The sequence below is a fragment of the Cytobacillus praedii genome (genome assembly GCF_001439605.1).
In the GTDB taxonomy this organism is placed as follows: Bacteria; Bacillota; Bacilli; order Bacillales; family Cytobacillaceae; genus Cytobacillus; species Cytobacillus praedii.
In genome coordinates this window covers 1-16,733 of sequence record NZ_LMBX01000001.1, presented here as the reverse complement: position 1 = coordinate 16,733, position 16,733 = coordinate 1, and the positions used below count along the sequence as shown (strand labels likewise).

General features: G+C 37.2%; 14 protein-coding genes and 3 tRNA genes. 2 read left to right on the top strand and 15 right to left on the bottom strand.

Going from position 1 to position 16,733, the window contains the following annotated elements:
* Positions 1-20: 20 nt before the first annotated feature.
* Positions 21-686: a hypothetical protein gene (locus ASU02_RS00080; protein WP_157684468.1), complete on the top strand. Its 666-nt coding sequence runs from the start codon at positions 21-23 to the stop codon at positions 684-686.
* A 195-nt stretch (positions 687-881) separates the two neighbouring features.
* On the opposite strand, the gene ASU02_RS00075 is transcribed toward ASU02_RS00080, so the two are convergent.
* From ASU02_RS00075 to ASU02_RS00065, 3 genes are all read right to left on the bottom strand, one after another.
* On the bottom strand, positions 882-2,129 hold the full coding sequence (locus ASU02_RS00075; RefSeq protein WP_057759591.1) for a TerD family protein: 1,248 nt from the start codon (positions 2,127-2,129) through the stop codon (positions 882-884).
* Positions 2,130-2,698: 569 nt separating this feature from the next.
* Entirely contained in the window at positions 2,699-3,310 is a 612-nt protein-coding gene (locus ASU02_RS00070) for a hypothetical protein (protein WP_057759588.1), read from the bottom strand.
* A gap of 12 nt (positions 3,311-3,322) precedes the next feature.
* On the bottom strand, positions 3,323-4,492 hold the full coding sequence (locus ASU02_RS00065; protein ID WP_057759586.1) for a ParM/StbA family protein: 1,170 nt from the start codon (positions 4,490-4,492) through the stop codon (positions 3,323-3,325).
* Positions 4,493-5,182: 690 nt separating this feature from the next.
* Here ASU02_RS00065 and ASU02_RS00060 point away from each other — a divergent pair.
* Entirely contained in the window at positions 5,183-6,100 is a 918-nt protein-coding gene (locus tag ASU02_RS00060; RefSeq protein ID WP_057759584.1) for a VanZ family protein, read from the top strand.
* 131 nt (positions 6,101-6,231) lie between these two features.
* Here ASU02_RS00060 and rlmH read toward each other — a convergent pair whose 3' ends face one another.
* The 12 genes from rlmH to ASU02_RS00005 form a co-directional block, all read right to left on the bottom strand.
* Positions 6,232-6,711, bottom strand: a complete 480-nt coding sequence (gene rlmH, locus ASU02_RS00055) for a 23S rRNA (pseudouridine(1915)-N(3))-methyltransferase RlmH (protein WP_057759581.1) — start codon at positions 6,709-6,711, stop codon at positions 6,232-6,234.
* A gap of 80 nt (positions 6,712-6,791) precedes the next feature.
* Entirely contained in the window at positions 6,792-6,953 is a 162-nt protein-coding gene (locus ASU02_RS25590; protein WP_082631651.1) for a CxxH/CxxC protein, read from the bottom strand.
* Between the two features lie 158 nt (positions 6,954-7,111).
* Entirely contained in the window at positions 7,112-8,341 is a 1,230-nt protein-coding gene (locus tag ASU02_RS00050) for a S1C family serine protease (protein WP_057759575.1), read from the bottom strand.
* A 233-nt stretch (positions 8,342-8,574) separates the two neighbouring features.
* The gene (locus ASU02_RS00045; protein ID WP_057759572.1) at positions 8,575-9,369 is read right to left on the bottom strand and encodes an MBL fold metallo-hydrolase; all 795 of its coding nucleotides are present in this window, start codon (positions 9,367-9,369) and stop codon (positions 8,575-8,577) included.
* A gap of 6 nt (positions 9,370-9,375) precedes the next feature.
* Positions 9,376-10,179: a two-component system regulatory protein YycI gene (locus ASU02_RS00040; RefSeq protein ID WP_057759569.1), complete on the bottom strand. Its 804-nt coding sequence runs from the start codon at positions 10,177-10,179 to the stop codon at positions 9,376-9,378.
* On the bottom strand, positions 10,166-11,503 hold the full coding sequence (locus ASU02_RS00035; RefSeq protein WP_057759567.1) for a YycH family regulatory protein: 1,338 nt from the start codon (positions 11,501-11,503) through the stop codon (positions 10,166-10,168). Before ASU02_RS00035 ends, ASU02_RS00040 begins: the two co-directional genes overlap by 14 nt.
* Positions 11,500-13,326: a cell wall metabolism sensor histidine kinase WalK gene (gene walK / locus ASU02_RS00030; protein ID WP_057759564.1), complete on the bottom strand. Its 1,827-nt coding sequence runs from the start codon at positions 13,324-13,326 to the stop codon at positions 11,500-11,502. Before walK ends, ASU02_RS00035 begins: the two co-directional genes overlap by 4 nt.
* 9 nt (positions 13,327-13,335) lie before the next feature.
* Complete coding sequence (gene yycF / locus ASU02_RS00025) at positions 13,336-14,046, bottom strand: response regulator YycF (protein WP_053478327.1); 711 nt, start codon at positions 14,044-14,046, stop codon at positions 13,336-13,338.
* A gap of 208 nt (positions 14,047-14,254) precedes the next feature.
* The gene (locus ASU02_RS00020) at positions 14,255-15,727 is read right to left on the bottom strand and encodes a M23 family metallopeptidase (RefSeq protein WP_057759561.1); all 1,473 of its coding nucleotides are present in this window, start codon (positions 15,725-15,727) and stop codon (positions 14,255-14,257) included.
* A 406-nt stretch (positions 15,728-16,133) separates the two neighbouring features.
* Positions 16,134-16,206 (bottom strand) — tRNA-Phe (locus tag ASU02_RS00015).
* A 202-nt stretch (positions 16,207-16,408) separates the two neighbouring features.
* Positions 16,409-16,480, bottom strand: a tRNA-Glu gene (locus ASU02_RS00010).
* A 9-nt stretch (positions 16,481-16,489) separates the two neighbouring features.
* Positions 16,490-16,565 (bottom strand) — tRNA-Lys (locus tag ASU02_RS00005).
* Positions 16,566-16,733 lie beyond the last annotated feature (168 nt).

Below are 16,733 nucleotides of genomic sequence, written 5' to 3'. Positions count from 1 at the left end.
ATTTAGAAAGGCAGCGAATCATGGATACTGTCACCTATTCATTGCTTACCATCGCATACATAATTCTATTCGTACTAGGTTGCCTTTTGGCTAGAGGGAAAAGTAGGAATGACATCGGAAATGTACTGCTGATTGTTATTCTGGCTTTACTTTTTGATAATGGGATCCTAGCGCTAGGGAAATACATTGGAGAGGGACACTTACTGAGAACATTAAACCTAGCCCGATACTATTTGCATGCCCTTATCACTCCATTGCTTGTCCTATTTGCCTGGCATACTTTAGTAAAGGCAAATCTAAAATGGGCAAAAAAAGGGATCGTCCCATGGCTCGCTGCTTTATTGACCCTTTGTTTGATTATTATTGAATTCGTTACAGTGGTCAGGGGAATTTCACTAGAGCCTGCTATGAACTATGGCGTTTTAAGCTATAAAAATGCAAGAACTGGAGACGGACCTCCCATCATGATCATTGGTGTCTCCATTGTGTTAGCCGTCACATCGATTTTCATCTGGATAAGGCAAAAATGGCCATGGTATTTTATTGGCACCTTGATAATGGGCCTCGCACCAATGTTCCACTTTTTTAAAACCGATGCCTTACATAATATAGCTGAATTCGTATTAATGCTGGCCCTGCTTGCTACAAAAGCTTATCAAGATAAAAGGGATTCCTCCATTTTCTAATGAAAAGTATCCTAAATTAAAAACAATAAAAATCCCAACCTTCGTTCAAAGTTGGGATTTCATTTACTTAAGGTACGACATCTTAGATTTTAATTAATAGAAATATCTATTTACTCAATACTTTCTCAAGACCTATTTACTCGAGATTGGAAATTTCCGAATATCCTACGCACTTTTTATATTACTCTTTCATGTCTACTTGTAATCATTTTTGGGTCCTTTATCCATTATAACTTCTACCATATTTGAAGAACCCATCTTAAGTTTAGGCCTATTCTCTGAGTTTGGCTTACTGTAAAGCTCTAATGGGCTTATAATCACTCCATCTGGCGTATTATGAAGTATTCCGGGCACACATGTATAAATTCTATCATTATTATTTGCATTCTTAGAGGAGATGGTAACGGAAGTTCCGTTATGATTATCTATACTCATGGATACCTTGTATCTATAGAATGAGCCTGTCCCATTTGACTGAGCAGAATAAACCACAGGAACCACTGCGAGAATTTCATTCGTTAACCTTAATTTAATTATTTCTGTCTTCTTTGATCCACCGCTTCTCCCAATATCGCCCATATGTTCCACTGCACCGTTACCAAACTGATAAAGGGGAGGTGTTCCTTCAGCTCCAAACATTGCTACATCTATCTGCTTCCCATTCTTTGTATAAACTAAAGCATAAATATCATAATCCGTCCCAGTCTTCCAAGATACCGTAGCAGTAATCTCTGGTGTTTTCTCAATGATAACTGGCTTTTGACCTTTTTCCAGACTTATCTTACCCTTTACCTTTTCAAGGCTTATTGTTGACAACGTGTTTTGACTATTATAATTTCCAGGGACAGTTAAAGTCTTATCAGGTTCCTTTTGAGTTTGTTTTTGAATAGTTTTAGGTTCAGATGGCTTGTTTTGCTCATCAGGTTCAACCTCAACACCGTAATTTTTGCATAACCCTTCAAGCCCAGAATCAAATCCGCGCCAGATTGATCTTACCTTTGTTTGGCCATTCCTTAGATATAATTCTAATACTACTATTCCATTTTCATTTTTGAAGCTAGATGGGGTTAACTGAATAATATTATGATCCGTGCATATCTCTGCCTTTAAATTCTTCACATTTGAAAATCCTGTGCTATTATCCTCTGTAAGAGTTATAGCTATTTTAGTAATGCCTACAGGGACTTTACTCATGTCAAAATTAATTTTATGTACTTTTGTGTTACCTACTCTCTCAGCTGGTATAAGGGTGGCTACACCAGAAGAGCTCGTTGGCTGATTATAAAATATAATTCCGCTATCTCCTTGAACCTTGTCTGAATCAGTTAAAAGGAAAGCTGTTAAGGAAATATCTATCGAATTAGAAATTTCATGGCTAACAATAATATTACCTTTTGGGGAACTTAAAGCTGTATTTGCTCCCATCTGAAGAAATTGATTCATTTCAACCACTCCCTGCTCCTCTATCTAGTTACCACCTATCAATTCTTATGAACCACTAAAAATTATATTTAATTATTCATTATCCTCTAATATACCCATCTTTTCACTTCACCCAGATTAAAAAGGGATTTTAGTTTACTTAAATTAATAATATCAAAAAATTAACATAACCTCCCCAAGGAAACGACAAATATTGTAGTTTTTTAGTAAATGTAACAAATTACTATTTAATACAAACAGCAGCACTCCACATTTAAAGGAATGGTGCTGTTTTTTTAAAACCTTATTATACTTTTGGTACGTTCGAAATAACAAATCTACATGTACTTTTTATCAAATTATTTAAAACTTACTTTTTCCCTTTAAACATTTTTTTTAGAATAGGGTAATGATTCAATCAAAATGGCTCCCAATTAATGAGAGCCATTTAATTATTTCTTACTTATTTTCACAGTGATTATTTTAAAATTTATGTGGGGTAAAAACTCATTTACTTATGATACGGTTCCCCGTTATAGTTGTTAATGAGGTTTATTTTGTAATTGCAATTTTTTCTCTTTTCTATCATGCTACTTATTCATTTTATTAAGAAAATCCCCTAACAGACTGTCTAGATCATTTTCCATGTCAGCCTGTTGCTCTTCTGCTGTTATCGATTTGTCTTTTGTTACTTTTTGCCAATCAAATGCATCTAAATCATCCATAATACTTAAATCTTCGGCATCAGCTTTTTTCTCAAAAGCACTTAAATAGTCACTTGCTAAGGATGCTTCCGTATCTGGTACCTCTTCGTTCGGCAATTCTTCTTGCAAATACAAGGCCTCATTAATATCTAGGGAATTACTATTTAACGATGCAAGCAAAGCAGTTGTACGAATGGGATCTGTTAAAAGCTGGTAAACAATCGAACCCATTACGGCCTCCGAATGCTCATGTTTTAACCAATCTCGTTGTGATTTACTTAATTTATGAGGAAGAGGAACCGTAATCGTTTCCCGTTCCTTTGAAAAAGATTGTCCAACCCCTTGTAACACATACTCGGCAATCTTACTCGAAAAATTCCTTCTTTCTATTTCCTTTAGCCTTTGTAAATGCCCTAATAGATGATCAGGGGTATCTGAAGGGATACGAAATGAAATGGCTTGCCCTCTCTTAATCTCCTTTGAACTAGAGCTTTTCATATCATCACCCTATTATTTCTTCACAGGTTCTTGGGATGGCTTAGACTTTTCACTCTTCCTCACAAAATCAGTAATAAGCTTATAGTAAGCATTCGCCATCATCCAAATACTCTCTTTCTCATCTTCAAAGAAATCAATATTATACCCATCTAGATTATTATTCAATGTTTTAATATATTCTTTTAAAACATTCGCTCCTCCACCAACAAAATAGCAGATTTCTGTTTGTGAATTTTTCTGCCATACATTTCGCAATAGACGATACTGTTTTTTTGCTAGTTCAAGTAAAATCCGATCCGTAATATCATGGACACTTGTCCGACTTCCCTTCACCATAATATGATTCCGGTCATTTTTTCTCGTGATGATTTCGACAACATCCCTACGGCTATCTAATTCGATGGCATGTTTTGATCTGATTTCTTCTCTAATAGCCTCTAATGATTCCGATACACCTAGATTAAATCCTTGTGCCTTATCATCATCAACATTTCGATTCTTAATGACAGCAATATCTGTCGATAGCCCCCCTATGTCCTGAATGATTATTCTTTTATCAATTAAATCTTTATTAATGATTTTTAGCTGGTTGTCCATGACAAGATTAATATAAGCGGCAAACCCTTCGGGATAAATCTTTACTTCATTAAACTTAATATTCACTTTTAAACCTTGATATTTAGGAGTAACAAGGAATTCTACCTGATGGACGGAACCAACCAATTTGGAGCGGTATCCAGCGTCCTTCCCTTCCTTTACTTCACGTAGTGGGAGGCCAGTTCCAAGTGTATAATTGGCATCGATAACATTTTTTACTCGTGGGAAAGTATTGCTATTCTCCTCATTTACGGCATCTAATGCTAGAGTGGCAAAAAGCATGATCAATGTTTGATCTTCTTCGGACTTAGCACTTCCTGGATCTAGCTCTGTTGCATTGTCACTTTTTGTTGCCAAATGGCCTACACGGTAGATGGCATTGTTTTCTTTCAATGCAGGGGAGTGAACCTTGATATGTATTCCTTCTAAAGGATTTTTATTATTTAATTCTTCTATTCCAATCACAGGACGATCTTCAGTGTCTATTCCTACAATATTAGGAATATTTAATTCGTACTCTAATTCACCAAAAATGGCCTTAATGGAGTCATTACCAACATCTACAGCTGCAATTCTAGAGTTCATCTTTATTCATTCCTTTTCAATTATTTCTTTTTCTATTAAAAAGGCTATAAGAGTTTTCTAGATTCTACAATGAGGTTTACCCAAAAGATATATAACTGTAAACACTTCGTAAACTATGGCTATTTGTAGACATTTCCGTAATCTTTAGCAACAAACCTGTATACACCCTATAGTGACAAGGTGTATACAGGTTTGTTTACTTGTAAACGTTTTTGCATACAATCTGATTACAAAATGTAGACATGTACACACTTTTGTATACTTCATTTTTTTCGTAAATGATTGAGAAGTTATCAACCTTTGGAAAATGGAATGATTGTCATTATTTAATTTGATCTTAATGAATTTTCCGAAAAATCATTATACAAGTCACTATTAATACATGCCATCAATTATCCTGCCATTCAGCCTCTATTTTTGTTCATTGTGCTCTTGTTACAACGATTATCCAGACAAGACGCAAATGTTTTATCATCCTCAACTAATAAAATTTTCATCCTTAGCTCTTCTTTACATTTTGGTGAAAATTTATAACTCTTTTTCTTCGCTTCAAATTTCAACAGATTTTTCAACAATCGGCAGAAAGGAACAGAACACCTTAAGTGTCTAAATTGTCACCTTCATTGTCACTTAAAAGTCACTTTAAACAGCTACAATGATATTTATTCTATTTTACTCGGAGGAAAGTAAATGAAAAGGCAACATTTAATTACCACGATTACAATTATATATACGGCTCTTACTTTATATTTTATGTTTTTAGGTTTTAATCGCCTAGAACATAGAAGTAATTACATGGATGCAGGTTATGAATTTCTAATTATTCCATCAAGCGTCCCTTTAAAATTCCCTAGTTTCCGGTTTTCTTGGTTGTACAACTTTGGAAATATAGCGGCGTTCATCCCCTTTGGTATCCTGTTTCCTTTATTAAAACAAGTTAACTTTAGAAAATTTATTAGCTGGTTTATTATCGTAATTCTTGGATTAGAATTACTCCAATCTTTAACATATCTCGGAACCTTTGATGCTGACGATATTATGTCAAATACAATAGGTGCAATAATAGGCTATGTTGTCTACAAAGTTGGTTTCACATCAAAATTGACTTGTATGAAGCTTATTGCCTCTTGCTCAACTGCTATTCTACTGTTAGTTTGTGTAATGTGCGTCTCTGAGATTTTAGATAAGCGAGTAAGTTCTAAACAGCCTTTACAGCATATCGAGGAAACAATGGGGAAGAAGCCACTAACGAAGGATATTCCAAACTTTACTATAACTGGCGATACAATCGAACCCCAATTCAACTTGTACAGTAATGAAGATACTAGCGAAACCTATACTTATAATGTTGAAGGGAAAGAGGAGTTAATTTTTTATCTAAACCTTGGCATTCCAGATACTGAAGAATTTAAGGGTAAAGTGACCATATATACAGATGATAGTGTAAGAATTCAAATAGATGAGGAATACTTAACAGAATCAAGAACATTGGAAATGCCATTAGAAATCCCCCTATTTTACGAGACGAAAGAAATGACCATCGTTATTACTGGTAACATAAAACTATGGGATGTAGTCTTCACAGAACTAAAGCATTGGTGGGAGTAGTCAAGTGACTAATACCAATGTATGGCTGCGGCAAACATTTAAAGGGATTGGACGTGTCCAATCCCTTTAAGTTCATAAAAAGCCGACCTTATTTTGTCAGGCTGCTAAAGATCACTTTCCTTTCAATGCACTTACTTATGATACGGTTCTCCCCGCAAAATCCGAAACGCCCGATAAACTTGCTCCACCAATATTAGCCTCATTAACTGATGTGGAAAGGTCATTTTCGAAAAACTCAGTTTCTCATTCGCCCGCTGCAAGACCTCAGAGCTCAGCCCTAGCGATCCTCCGATCACAAACGTCACTTTGCTTTTGCCATATGTAGCTAACTTATCCAGACCGTCAGCCAGCTCCTCTGATGTTTTCATTTTTCCTTCAATCGCAAGAGCAATGACATGTGCGTCTGGATGGATCTTTGATAAGATCCGCTCGCCTTCCTTTTGTTTCACTTGGAGCATTTCAGTTTCGCTTAATTCTTCTGGAGCCTTTTCGTCTGGGACTTCGATGATTTCTATTTTAGCGTAGGCCGATAGTCTTTTTAAGTATTCATCGATTCCTTGCTTTAAGTATTTTTCTTTTAGCTTGCCAACCGTTATTATTGAGATATTCACAGGTCATCCTCACTTTGTAAACAAGATATCCACATTAGTTATCCACATATCCACATTTTCTATCCACATCTTGTGTGAGATCATTCGTTCGCCACAAGATATACAGCATGATTTTGACAATATTCACAGGTTGTTGATAACTCTTCTTCCTTTGAAATTTTTGATAATTGCGGAAAGGTTTCGTACTCATCAACGACTGTATCTATTGCTATATCAACATGTTCCTCGCAGCTGTAAATCATTTAAGCATTCCTTCTTTCTTCATTTTCACTTGTGATTATTATTTGAATTGTGGATAATTTTCATTCTGCTCACAATTCCTACTTATCCACATCCCATCATATCAAACCAATAAAAAACAGGAAAGCCTCATTGTGCTTTCCTGCTTTTATCTTGGTTATTAGAATGTTTCACCGCTCAGTTTAATGGTTGCTTCTTGAAGCTTCCCTGCTCGGTAAAATTTCACTTTCATCTGATCGCCGACTTTTTTCTGATTATACAAATGCTTTCTTAGCTGAATGACATCAGCAATTGCTTCGCCATCCATTTCAACAATGACATCCATTTCCTTTAAGCCTGCTTGTGCTGCAGGTGAATTCGGTTCAACCGAAGTAATCGCAACTCCAGCTTTCACATCAGCCGGAAGCTTTAATGCCTCCTGCTGATAATAGCCAGGGATTTCACTTACTGATGCTAATTGAATACCCATATACGGTCTTCTTACTTCACCGAACTTCTCCAGGTCCTCAATAATTGGCCGTGCATAATTGATTGGAATTGCCAATCCGATTCCTTCAACCGCCGATTCAGCAATTTTCATTGAGTTAATGCCAATGACTTGGCCGCTAATATTGATTAATGCCCCGCCGCTATTCCCAGGGTTAATAGCCGCATCTGTTTGGAGAACCTCTGCCTGCCAATCAGCAGTCCCATTTTGGTCAATATCAACTGGAACCGTCCGTTCTAATCCAGAAACAATCCCTTGTGTGACAGAGCCCTCAAATGTGCCTAATGGATTTCCGATGGCAATGACTGGTTCCCCAGTTTTCAATGCACTTGAATCACCAAATTCGGCAACTGTTTGAATATCCTTTGAATCCACTTGTAAAACCGCAAGATCTGTCCAAATATCACTGCCAACAAGCTTTGCCGGTATTTTTGTCCCATCAGCCAGGCTTACTTCTAGCTGCTGAGCCCCTTCAACCACATGATGGTTCGTGACAATAAAGGCATTTTTCCCTTGTTTTTTATAAATGACACCTGATCCGGTTCCAGCTGGTACGCCATCCTCTCCAGCCTCCTTAGACCAGAAGCCTGCCGCTTGGATATTTGTAATACTAACGACTGCATCTCCCGCTTTATCAACGGCTTTGGTTACATCTGTTACGACATTAAGTGATACATTTTGTGTAGGGATGTTAGCATTTCCATTGCTCGCAGCTTCCTCTTGCAATTGGTTATCCGGTTCAATTGAATACGGCAAAACATTATAATCTGCAAGCTTAGGGATTGCAATAATGACAAGAATGGCGCCTAGAATCACACCTACTAGACTTGCTAAAAAATATCCGCCTTTATTTCCTTTTTGTTTATTGGATCGATTTTGATAATCCTGATCATAATAGCCCACACTGCACCAGTCCTTTCTTTTCCTTTCAGATTAATGAATGAGAGAGCTAAATGTTTCCTTTATGTCATTATTAGTCCTAGAATTTATTCTTCCTTCTTACCCATTATTATACTCCCTCTATTTTAATAAGCTAAGAAAAATGCAGCCGGAATTATCAAACTTACGACTTTGTTCATAAGTTTGATGAATTTTGTTAAAAAAAATGAGCATCGCCTTAAGCGATGCCCATTCTATTAAACCGCTGTTAAAGCAGTTGGAATTTTCGGGTCTGTATCAAACAGGTCGAATTGTTCTCCTACTCTAATTCCTCTGCCTTCAAGTGTTTGTGCAACAGCCATTCTCGCTAAATCCTTCATATTATTATCCTGACTTAAATGAGCCAAATATATGCGCTTTGTTCGATCTCCAGCTACTTCACTCATGGCAATCGCCGCATCCTCATTAGAGACATGGCCCACATCGCTTAAAATTCTTCGCTTAATACTCCATGGATATCTTCCCATTCTAAGCATTTGCACATCATGATTGCTTTCAAATACATATGCATCCGCATTGGAGATAAGCCCTTTCATTCGGTCACTTACATATCCTGTATCAGTAATAATAACAACTTTCTTCTCTCCATGATGAAAAACATAGAACATCGGATCTGCGGCATCATGGGAAACACCAAATGATTCAATATCTAAAGAACCGAACGTCTTTACGGTTTCCATATTAAAAACAAACTTCTGCTCAACAGGTACTTGTCCAATTAATCCATCCATAGCCTGCCATGTTTTCTCGTTTGCATACACAGGCAATTTATACTTTCTAGCAACGATCCCGACACCTTTAATATGATCACTATGCTCATGTGTAACTAAAATGCCTGAGAGCTTCCCCATATCCCGGTCAATTTTTTGAAATAGGGCTTCCATCTGTTTCCCGCTTAGACCAGCATCAACCAAAAATGAATGATCCTCTGTCTCAACATAGATCGCATTCCCGGTACTTCCGCTTGCGAGAACACTAAATTGCAAGGACATATTCTCTCACTCCACTATTTTTTTCTCTTCGTTGTTTAATTGCATAATCTGCCCCTCGATCGCATGGACAAATAAATTCTCTTCATCATTAATGACGAAGCGCCAAGCTGGCGTCAGCACCTGGGATGTACCTGTATGAACAAAGGTAACATAACCTAGCTCAACTTTTGTTATTTTGCTTTTTGGCTTTAAGGCGCCCTTTTCATACAATGTTTCAATGGCTTTAAGGGGCTGAATTATTTTTTCCTTTTCAGAACGCTCTTCGATATTTTCTAGCATTGTCTGCTGATAAGAAACAATATCATTATTTTCAGTGTTCAGCCAAATGGTTAATTCCCCGCTAATATTTTTATAAAAAACTTTGTCCTTGAACTTCTGGTAATAGGTAATTTTATTCTCATCTTTTCCCCAGAAGCGGTATTGATCGCCGTATAGTACATGGTTTTTAACAAATGAGTTGATCTCTGATGTGTCTAATTTATCACTTAACTCATATGGCTTATCAAGTGTAGCAGCTAAAACCAAGCCATCATTGACTGTCACTTGCTGTCCTTTTAGCTTTGGATCATCCAGTCCCTCATCGCTTGTGAAGTTTTTAGGCTTCGCACTTAAATAGTTATCTTTTTGATAATTTTTTGGAAGCTCATCATACTGAATTTCATCAGCTTTCAGTCTTTTATCAAATGATGGCTCCACAATAAATTCATATTGACTTGTTGAATCCTTTAATTTAAAGAACTCATACATTAAGTAGATGTTGAGCACAAGGAAGGTCAATATAAAGATTGTTTTAATTTTACTCCAATCCATGATTGCCCCCTCCTATTTCTTCAAAGGAAATTTTATTCCATGTATCATTGTATTGATAGTACCAATCTGGTTCAAGATACACTAATCGAGTGTGCAAATCCTTTGTCATCGTATATCCTATTGCCATATCCTGCAGCTGATTAATATGAATGCCCTCTTTTTTTTCTAGCCATTCTACTGCCTCTTCACCAGAACGCAGAATTGTTTCTGATGCATCTGACGCTTGAATGCCAAAAGAAAAATTACTGCGGGAATACTCCAGGATTTCATTTTGTCCCCAAGTATGGCTTATTTCGGATATTCCGTTCTCATCACTAAACACGGGATACCCATTATTCTCATAAAGGCGGAACAATACTCGATGATTCGATTCATCAATATTCACATATTGATAATTTCCTGTCCAGCCGCCATGTTCATTGACAAAATCAATACTTCTTTTTAAGAGATTATCTGAAGGGAACTGGTGATCATTGCTTTCTACAGGGTTCACATATGATAGTATATTTTTATCATAATCCACCCTCATCAGACTTGAATAATCTTTAAACTCTACCCCTGAACCTGAAGACTGATAATTCTTCTGAACCACGCTCGGATCTTTAAATAAAGCGTTCTTATACTTTTCAGGGTCTAATGGGTTGGATACATATTGATACCTTAATATTTTTGTTTCATTAGACGGCAAAAAGAGCACTTGCTCCTCAGAAACTTTATATGGAAAATAGGAAGAATAACTTAAATTGTATTCCACATTTTTAAAGAACATATTATTAAAATTATGGACGAAGGATGAAGCAACGTGACTTCTATAGGCCTTTTTTTCTTTAGAAGATATAAAATAGACATAGCTTTGTTCCTTCTGCGTTCCGCCGATATCAATAACAATGCGATCAAATTGAAAATTAGGCAATTTTTTATCTTTTATATCAATTATTGACCGATAAAGATAGATCGGAACTAAATCTGGAAATTCAATAACTGCTTTTCCTGAATTATGGATAAAGGCGGGATAACTGCCTATTCCACCTGAAATATTCTCAAAGTCAGCAAAGTTCCATCTGCTTATTTCAGCTATCACCTTATTAATTTCATTAATATTAACTGTTCCGAAATGCTTTTCTTTATCAAGATGATAGAAAATCCGATCAGGCCTAACAATTTCTGCAACTTCCTTTTTGTCACTTATCGCTACTTTTTCAACCGTATTTTGCTTCTCAATCACTTCTAAATTTGGCTGGTATGTCCAAATACTCCAAGTCAATAAAATACTAAAACAGACTAAAATGACTAATATGACCGATTTAATATTTTCATATGTCATTCCCAATCATCCTCTTCAGTGCGAGCATCATAAGGCAGGCTGAAAAATATCGTTGTCCCTTTCCCCTCTTTACTGATTGCCCATATTTCACCGCCATGTGCTTCAACCATTTCCTTAGCAATTGCTAGACCAAGACCTGTACCGCCCAATTTTCTAGTTCTTGCTTTGTCGACTCGATAAAATCTGTCAAATATTTTTTCAATATTTTCTTTCGGTATCCCCACTCCTTGGTCAGAAACGCTCACAATAATCATATCTAGCTTTTCCTCAACACGGAATGTAATTTTGCCGCCTTCTGGTGAGTACTTCAGTGCGTTGGATATGATATTATCAAGCACCTGTGTAAGCTTGTCCGCATCAATCTCAACAAATGCGGCATGAACAGGAAGTCTCCGATCAAAAATAACATTTCGTTGCTTTGTTAATTCAAATCGATCGATGATCCGATTATAGAAGGAAATAATATCAATCCATTCTTTTGTCAGACGGTAATCCTTGCTATCCATTTTTGATAACTGCAGCAAGTCATTCACAAGACGAATCATCCGTTCCGTCTCAGTTTGGGTGACTTCTAAAAAGTTTGGTGCAATCTCCTTATCCTGCCATGCACCATCAGCTAGTGCTTCTAAATAGCTTCTCATCGTCGTTAATGGGGTTCTTAGTTCATGAGAAACATTTGCTACAAATTCCCGGCGCTCCATATCAATTTTTTCTTGCTCTGTAATATCATGCAGGACGGTAATAAGACCATTGACAAATCCCGTTTCCTTTTGGATAACAGAGAAGTTGGCCCGTAATATTAACGTATTTGATGGTCCGCTATAATCTAAAATGACTGAATCCCGTTCAGCAAGCAGTTCATCAAAGGTGTAATCATCTTCCAGACCAAGGAGCGTGACAATTGGTGAGGACAAGACTGTTTCACGTGAAACATTCAGCATTTCTGCTGCTGGTTCATTAATTAAAATGACTCGTCCCTTCCGATCAGTTGCAATAACCCCATCCGTCATATAGGAGAGTACCGAGGACAGCTTTCGTCGTTCCCCTTCTGTTGTTGCCTGTGCTTCCTGCAGTTTTTTCGTTAGGTTATTAAATGTCATCGCGAGCTGGCCAATTTCATCATACCCATAAACCTTAACCTTACGCGAAAAGTTCCCTTTAGCCATCGCAAGTGCCTGCCTTCTCATATCTGACATTGGCCTTGTGATTGTTTGTGCCAAAAGAACACCTAAAACAGCAGTAATGGCAAGTGCTATGGCTGTACCAGTTATAAAAATATTATTGATTTGTCTCATTTGCTGAAAAACGGTTTCTATTTTTGCAACTGAATAAATAGCTCCCTTTACTTCCCCATTATGCTTAATTGGTGTGACTAATACCCAGATACGGTTTCCTCTGCGGTCAATCCGATCCTCGCTTGATTGCTGGGCAGTCGCAAGAGTCATCCTAATAAGAGTATCTGTTGTCCGCTGTGTAACAACCCCCTGATTATCGGGATCAGATGTTCCAAGAATCTTCAGTGAATCATCAATGACGCTTACCTCTGTAATATCAGGTGAGTAGAAGTCTCTCAGTAATTTATAAACGTCTTCTTCTTCTGTAGTCTCATCATCAGGAAGACGAACCTTCGTCATTTGTTCTTCAAGATAATAGGCAAGCAAATTCACACGGTCTTGAATCGTTGTTTTAAAATTATCCTTTAATGTAAACTCTAATTGCCGCACAAAGTAAACACCAATAATCTGCATGGCAATCAAGATTAATAGGACATAAATAATGACAAATTTAAGGTGGATCGAACGGAAAAAGCCAACTTTTTTCATTGATGCTCCTTACTCCTGTTCAGGATTTCGCAAGTAATACCCTACTCCTCTTCTTGTAACAATCCAAGTAGGATGACTCGGGTTATCTTCAATTTTTTCTCGAAGTCGTCTAACGGTTACGTCAACTGTTCGTACATCGCCATAATAATCATAGCCCCAAACTGTTTGTAAAAGATGTTCTCTTGTCATTACTTGTCCAATATGCTTAGCCAAATAATGGAGGAGCTCGAATTCACGGTGTGTCAGCTCGATGGTCTCTCCCCGTTTAGAAACGATATAGGCGTCTGGATGAATGGTAAGAGAACCTACTGTAATTTCATTCGACTCATCCTCCTCCACCGCGTTTGCAGTGATTTGCTGATGACGTCTTAGATTCGCTTTAATACGCGCAATCAGCTCTCTCGTACTAAAAGGCTTCGTTACGTAATCATCTGCCCCTAGTTCAAGCCCGATGACCTTATCAATCTCAGAATCCTTTGCAGTCAGCATAATAATTGGCATATCGTACTTTTTTCTAACCTCTCGGCAAACCTCAATCCCATCCCTTAGCGGAAGCATAATATCAAGCAGAATAAGGTCAGGTTTAATTTCCTCCACTTTGTCCAGAGCATCGTTTCCATCATAAGAACAGAAAACTTCATAGCCCTCTTTCTTTAAGTTAAATTGCAAAATATCAGCAATTGGTTTTTCATCGTCTACAACAAGAATTTTTTTCTCCATATGGCGCTCCTTTTCCAATCGATTATTTGAAGGAAGTAGATTTTAAATGATTCATATATATTCTCACTTTTACTTTACCATTTTATAAATCAGAATACACGTATTAGAAAGATGTTACAGTTTGATTCATAGATGCTATTCATTTCTTTCAAATAGAAATAGCAAAAAAATCTCTAGCATGCTGCACTAGAGACTTTTTGTCGACTTTTTAGCGAATATAATTTAATGGATTTTGCAATTCTCCATTTTTGTAAACTTCAAAGTGCAGATGAACGCCTGTTGAGTTTCCAGTAGAGCCCATGACACCGATTTTTGAACCCTTCGAAACAGTTTGGCCAACATTTACATCAATAGATGAAAGATGAGCATAGATTGTTTTGTAGCCATTATTATGGTCAATGACAATCTTATTTCCAAAGCTTCCATCATAGCCAGCTGATACGATTACTCCATTATCGGCCGCCTTAATCGTGCGATTGCTCGGTCTGGCAATGTCAATTCCCTTGTGCATTCTTCCCCAGCGATGTCCAACCTTACTGGAAATATATCCGCCATTTGCTGGCCAAATAAAGCTTCCTTCTCCACGAGATGGAACCACTTTTGTCCCTTTCACTACAATATGTTTAACTGGCTCTTGAAGAATCTCTTCTTTTTCCAGTTTCTTTGTAATGACTTGGCCATTTTGTTCAGAGATATGATAGGTTGCCGCACGCATGCCATCTTTACCTTCTTGTTTAACCTTTGTATCTCCTTTAAGCATAGAGGAGTCTTCAACAACCTCTTTTTCAAATGGAACCTGTTCCTTAGCAAAATATTCCTTTTCAACTACCACTTGTACATAAGGTTTCAAAACAGTAACGTTTACTTCCTGATCAATTTGAAGAAGTGAATCCTCCGTTAACCCAGGATTAATGGCAAGCAGCTGTTTGATTTCAAGGTTGTGCGCATGGGCAATTCCTCCAAGCACATCCCCTTCTTTAACTTTATATTTCACTTCTTCTACTGAACCTTTATCAAGGAGCTTAATCGCATCCGCAACTGATAATATTTTCCCTGGTTCAATTTGCTCATTAGAAACTGCCACTTCTTTTGATAGACGAACGTCTACTAAACGGGTTTCATTTTCCTTTAATGGGGGTAATGGATTATTAGAGGCCTTTTGTGCCTCTAGAGCTTTTAATTGCTCTTCAGATACATATTTTAGCTTTAATTGGTCTAATACTGATTTTGCCATTTCTGGATTTTCAACATAAGCAACCGGATTTCCGTCAATAACTAGCGCTGATGCGTCTGCCTTAACACCGATTTCTTTAACCACTTGCTCTGCTACCTCTGAATCATTCGTAGCAGCATTTGTTTGAAAAACCTGCTCTGGTACATATGTAACCTCGGACGCTACAGATAGGCTAAGAGTCTTATAGGCATCTTTTGAATCAGACAATTTTTCATTCACTATATTTTCAATTACACTTTTATCAGAAACAGTTCCTATGTATGTATCATTCATGTACACATAATAAACAGTTGTTAGCTTTTCACCATTTGCTAGGGCAGAAGCACCTCCTGCAAACGAGAGTGCGGCTACAGCCACTGCTGTAATTGCTGTCTTTTTAAACCCTGTTGTCATTTTCTTATATGTATAATTTTTTAACGTTATTATTTTTTTTATTGAATCTTGCATTGTTACATCCTCCTAGACTACGGTACCAATTAAACTTTCATATAGTGCTATGTAACTATTTTTTGATTTCTGTAAAAATTCACCTCTTTACTTTATCATAAAAGCCCCTTCTAAGATTACTAGACTTCATAATGTAACAAAAATGTATAATAGATGACATTTTATTACTATTTACCAATGAAAAGTTGTCACATTAAGCAGGAATTGTCGAAAAAATAAATCATAAAAACAGGGAGAAAATGCCTATTTATCGAGGCTTTCGGATGTTTCTTGAACTGGGGTACAAAACGTTAAGAAAAACGAGGAAGGTGCCCTTCTACTGGGTGCAAAATTTCTCTAATATTACAATTATGTAACAAAAAAGGGAGTATGATTGAATCACACTCCCTTTTTTCATTATTTTTGATGGCTCAGGACGGAATCGAACCGCCGACACAAGGATTTTCAGTCCTTTGCTCTACCGACTGAGCTACTGAGCCATATAAAATATAGTTACCTAATTCATGATTTCAGTTCAAAGCTGTGCTCAAAAATTCTCACGAATTTCCTCGCAGATCGCCGCTGGAGCTTAGTCATAGATGTTAGCGATCCTCTACCGACTGAGCTACTGAGCCATAAATAAAATATGACAGTCAGCAAGGAGGCTGTACTTGCCAGCCGCTTACTGACTGTCATTCGCCATGACCCCTACGGGATTCGAACCCGTGTTACCGCCGTGAAAGGGCGGTGTCTTAACCGCTTGACCAAGGGGCCATTTATAAATGGTGAGCCATGAAGGACTCGAACCTTCGACCCTCTGATTAAAAGTCAGATGCTCTACCAACTGAGCTAATGGCTCGGAATAAAACTATTATTATGACGACGTTTTTTATAATATCATATAAACTATGTTTAAAGCAATAACTTTTTTTATTTTCCCTAAAAAACAAAAAGAGGCTGGGACAAAACCCACCTCTGAAATGAAAAAGCAGGTGGAATTTTACGACGAATAAAATTCCACCTGCTT

Coding starts and splice junctions, on each gene's coding strand:
- ASU02_RS00080 (WP_157684468.1), top strand. CDS start 21: ATGGATACTGTCACCTATTCATTGCTTACCATCGCATACATAATTCTA.
- ASU02_RS00075 (WP_057759591.1), bottom strand. CDS start 2,129: ATGAATCAATTTCTTCAGATGGGAGCAAATACAGCTTTAAGTTCCCCA.
- ASU02_RS00070 (WP_057759588.1), bottom strand. CDS start 3,310: ATGAAAAGCTCTAGTTCAAAGGAGATTAAGAGAGGGCAAGCCATTTCA.
- ASU02_RS00065 (WP_057759586.1), bottom strand. CDS start 4,492: ATGAACTCTAGAATTGCAGCTGTAGATGTTGGTAATGACTCCATTAAG.
- ASU02_RS00060 (WP_057759584.1), top strand. CDS start 5,183: ATGAAAAGGCAACATTTAATTACCACGATTACAATTATATATACGGCT.
- ASU02_RS25590 (WP_082631651.1), bottom strand. CDS start 6,953: ATGATTTACAGCTGCGAGGAACATGTTGATATAGCAATAGATACAGTC.
- ASU02_RS00045 (WP_057759572.1), bottom strand. CDS start 9,369: ATGTCCTTGCAATTTAGTGTTCTCGCAAGCGGAAGTACCGGGAATGCG.
- ASU02_RS00040 (WP_057759569.1), bottom strand. CDS start 10,179: ATGGATTGGAGTAAAATTAAAACAATCTTTATATTGACCTTCCTTGTG.
- ASU02_RS00035 (WP_057759567.1), bottom strand. CDS start 11,503: ATGACATATGAAAATATTAAATCGGTCATATTAGTCATTTTAGTCTGT.
- walK (WP_057759564.1), bottom strand. CDS start 13,326: ATGAAAAAAGTTGGCTTTTTCCGTTCGATCCACCTTAAATTTGTCATT.
- yycF (WP_053478327.1), bottom strand. CDS start 14,046: ATGGAGAAAAAAATTCTTGTTGTAGACGATGAAAAACCAATTGCTGAT.
- ASU02_RS00020 (WP_057759561.1), bottom strand. CDS start 15,727: ATGCAAGATTCAATAAAAAAAATAATAACGTTAAAAAATTATACATAT.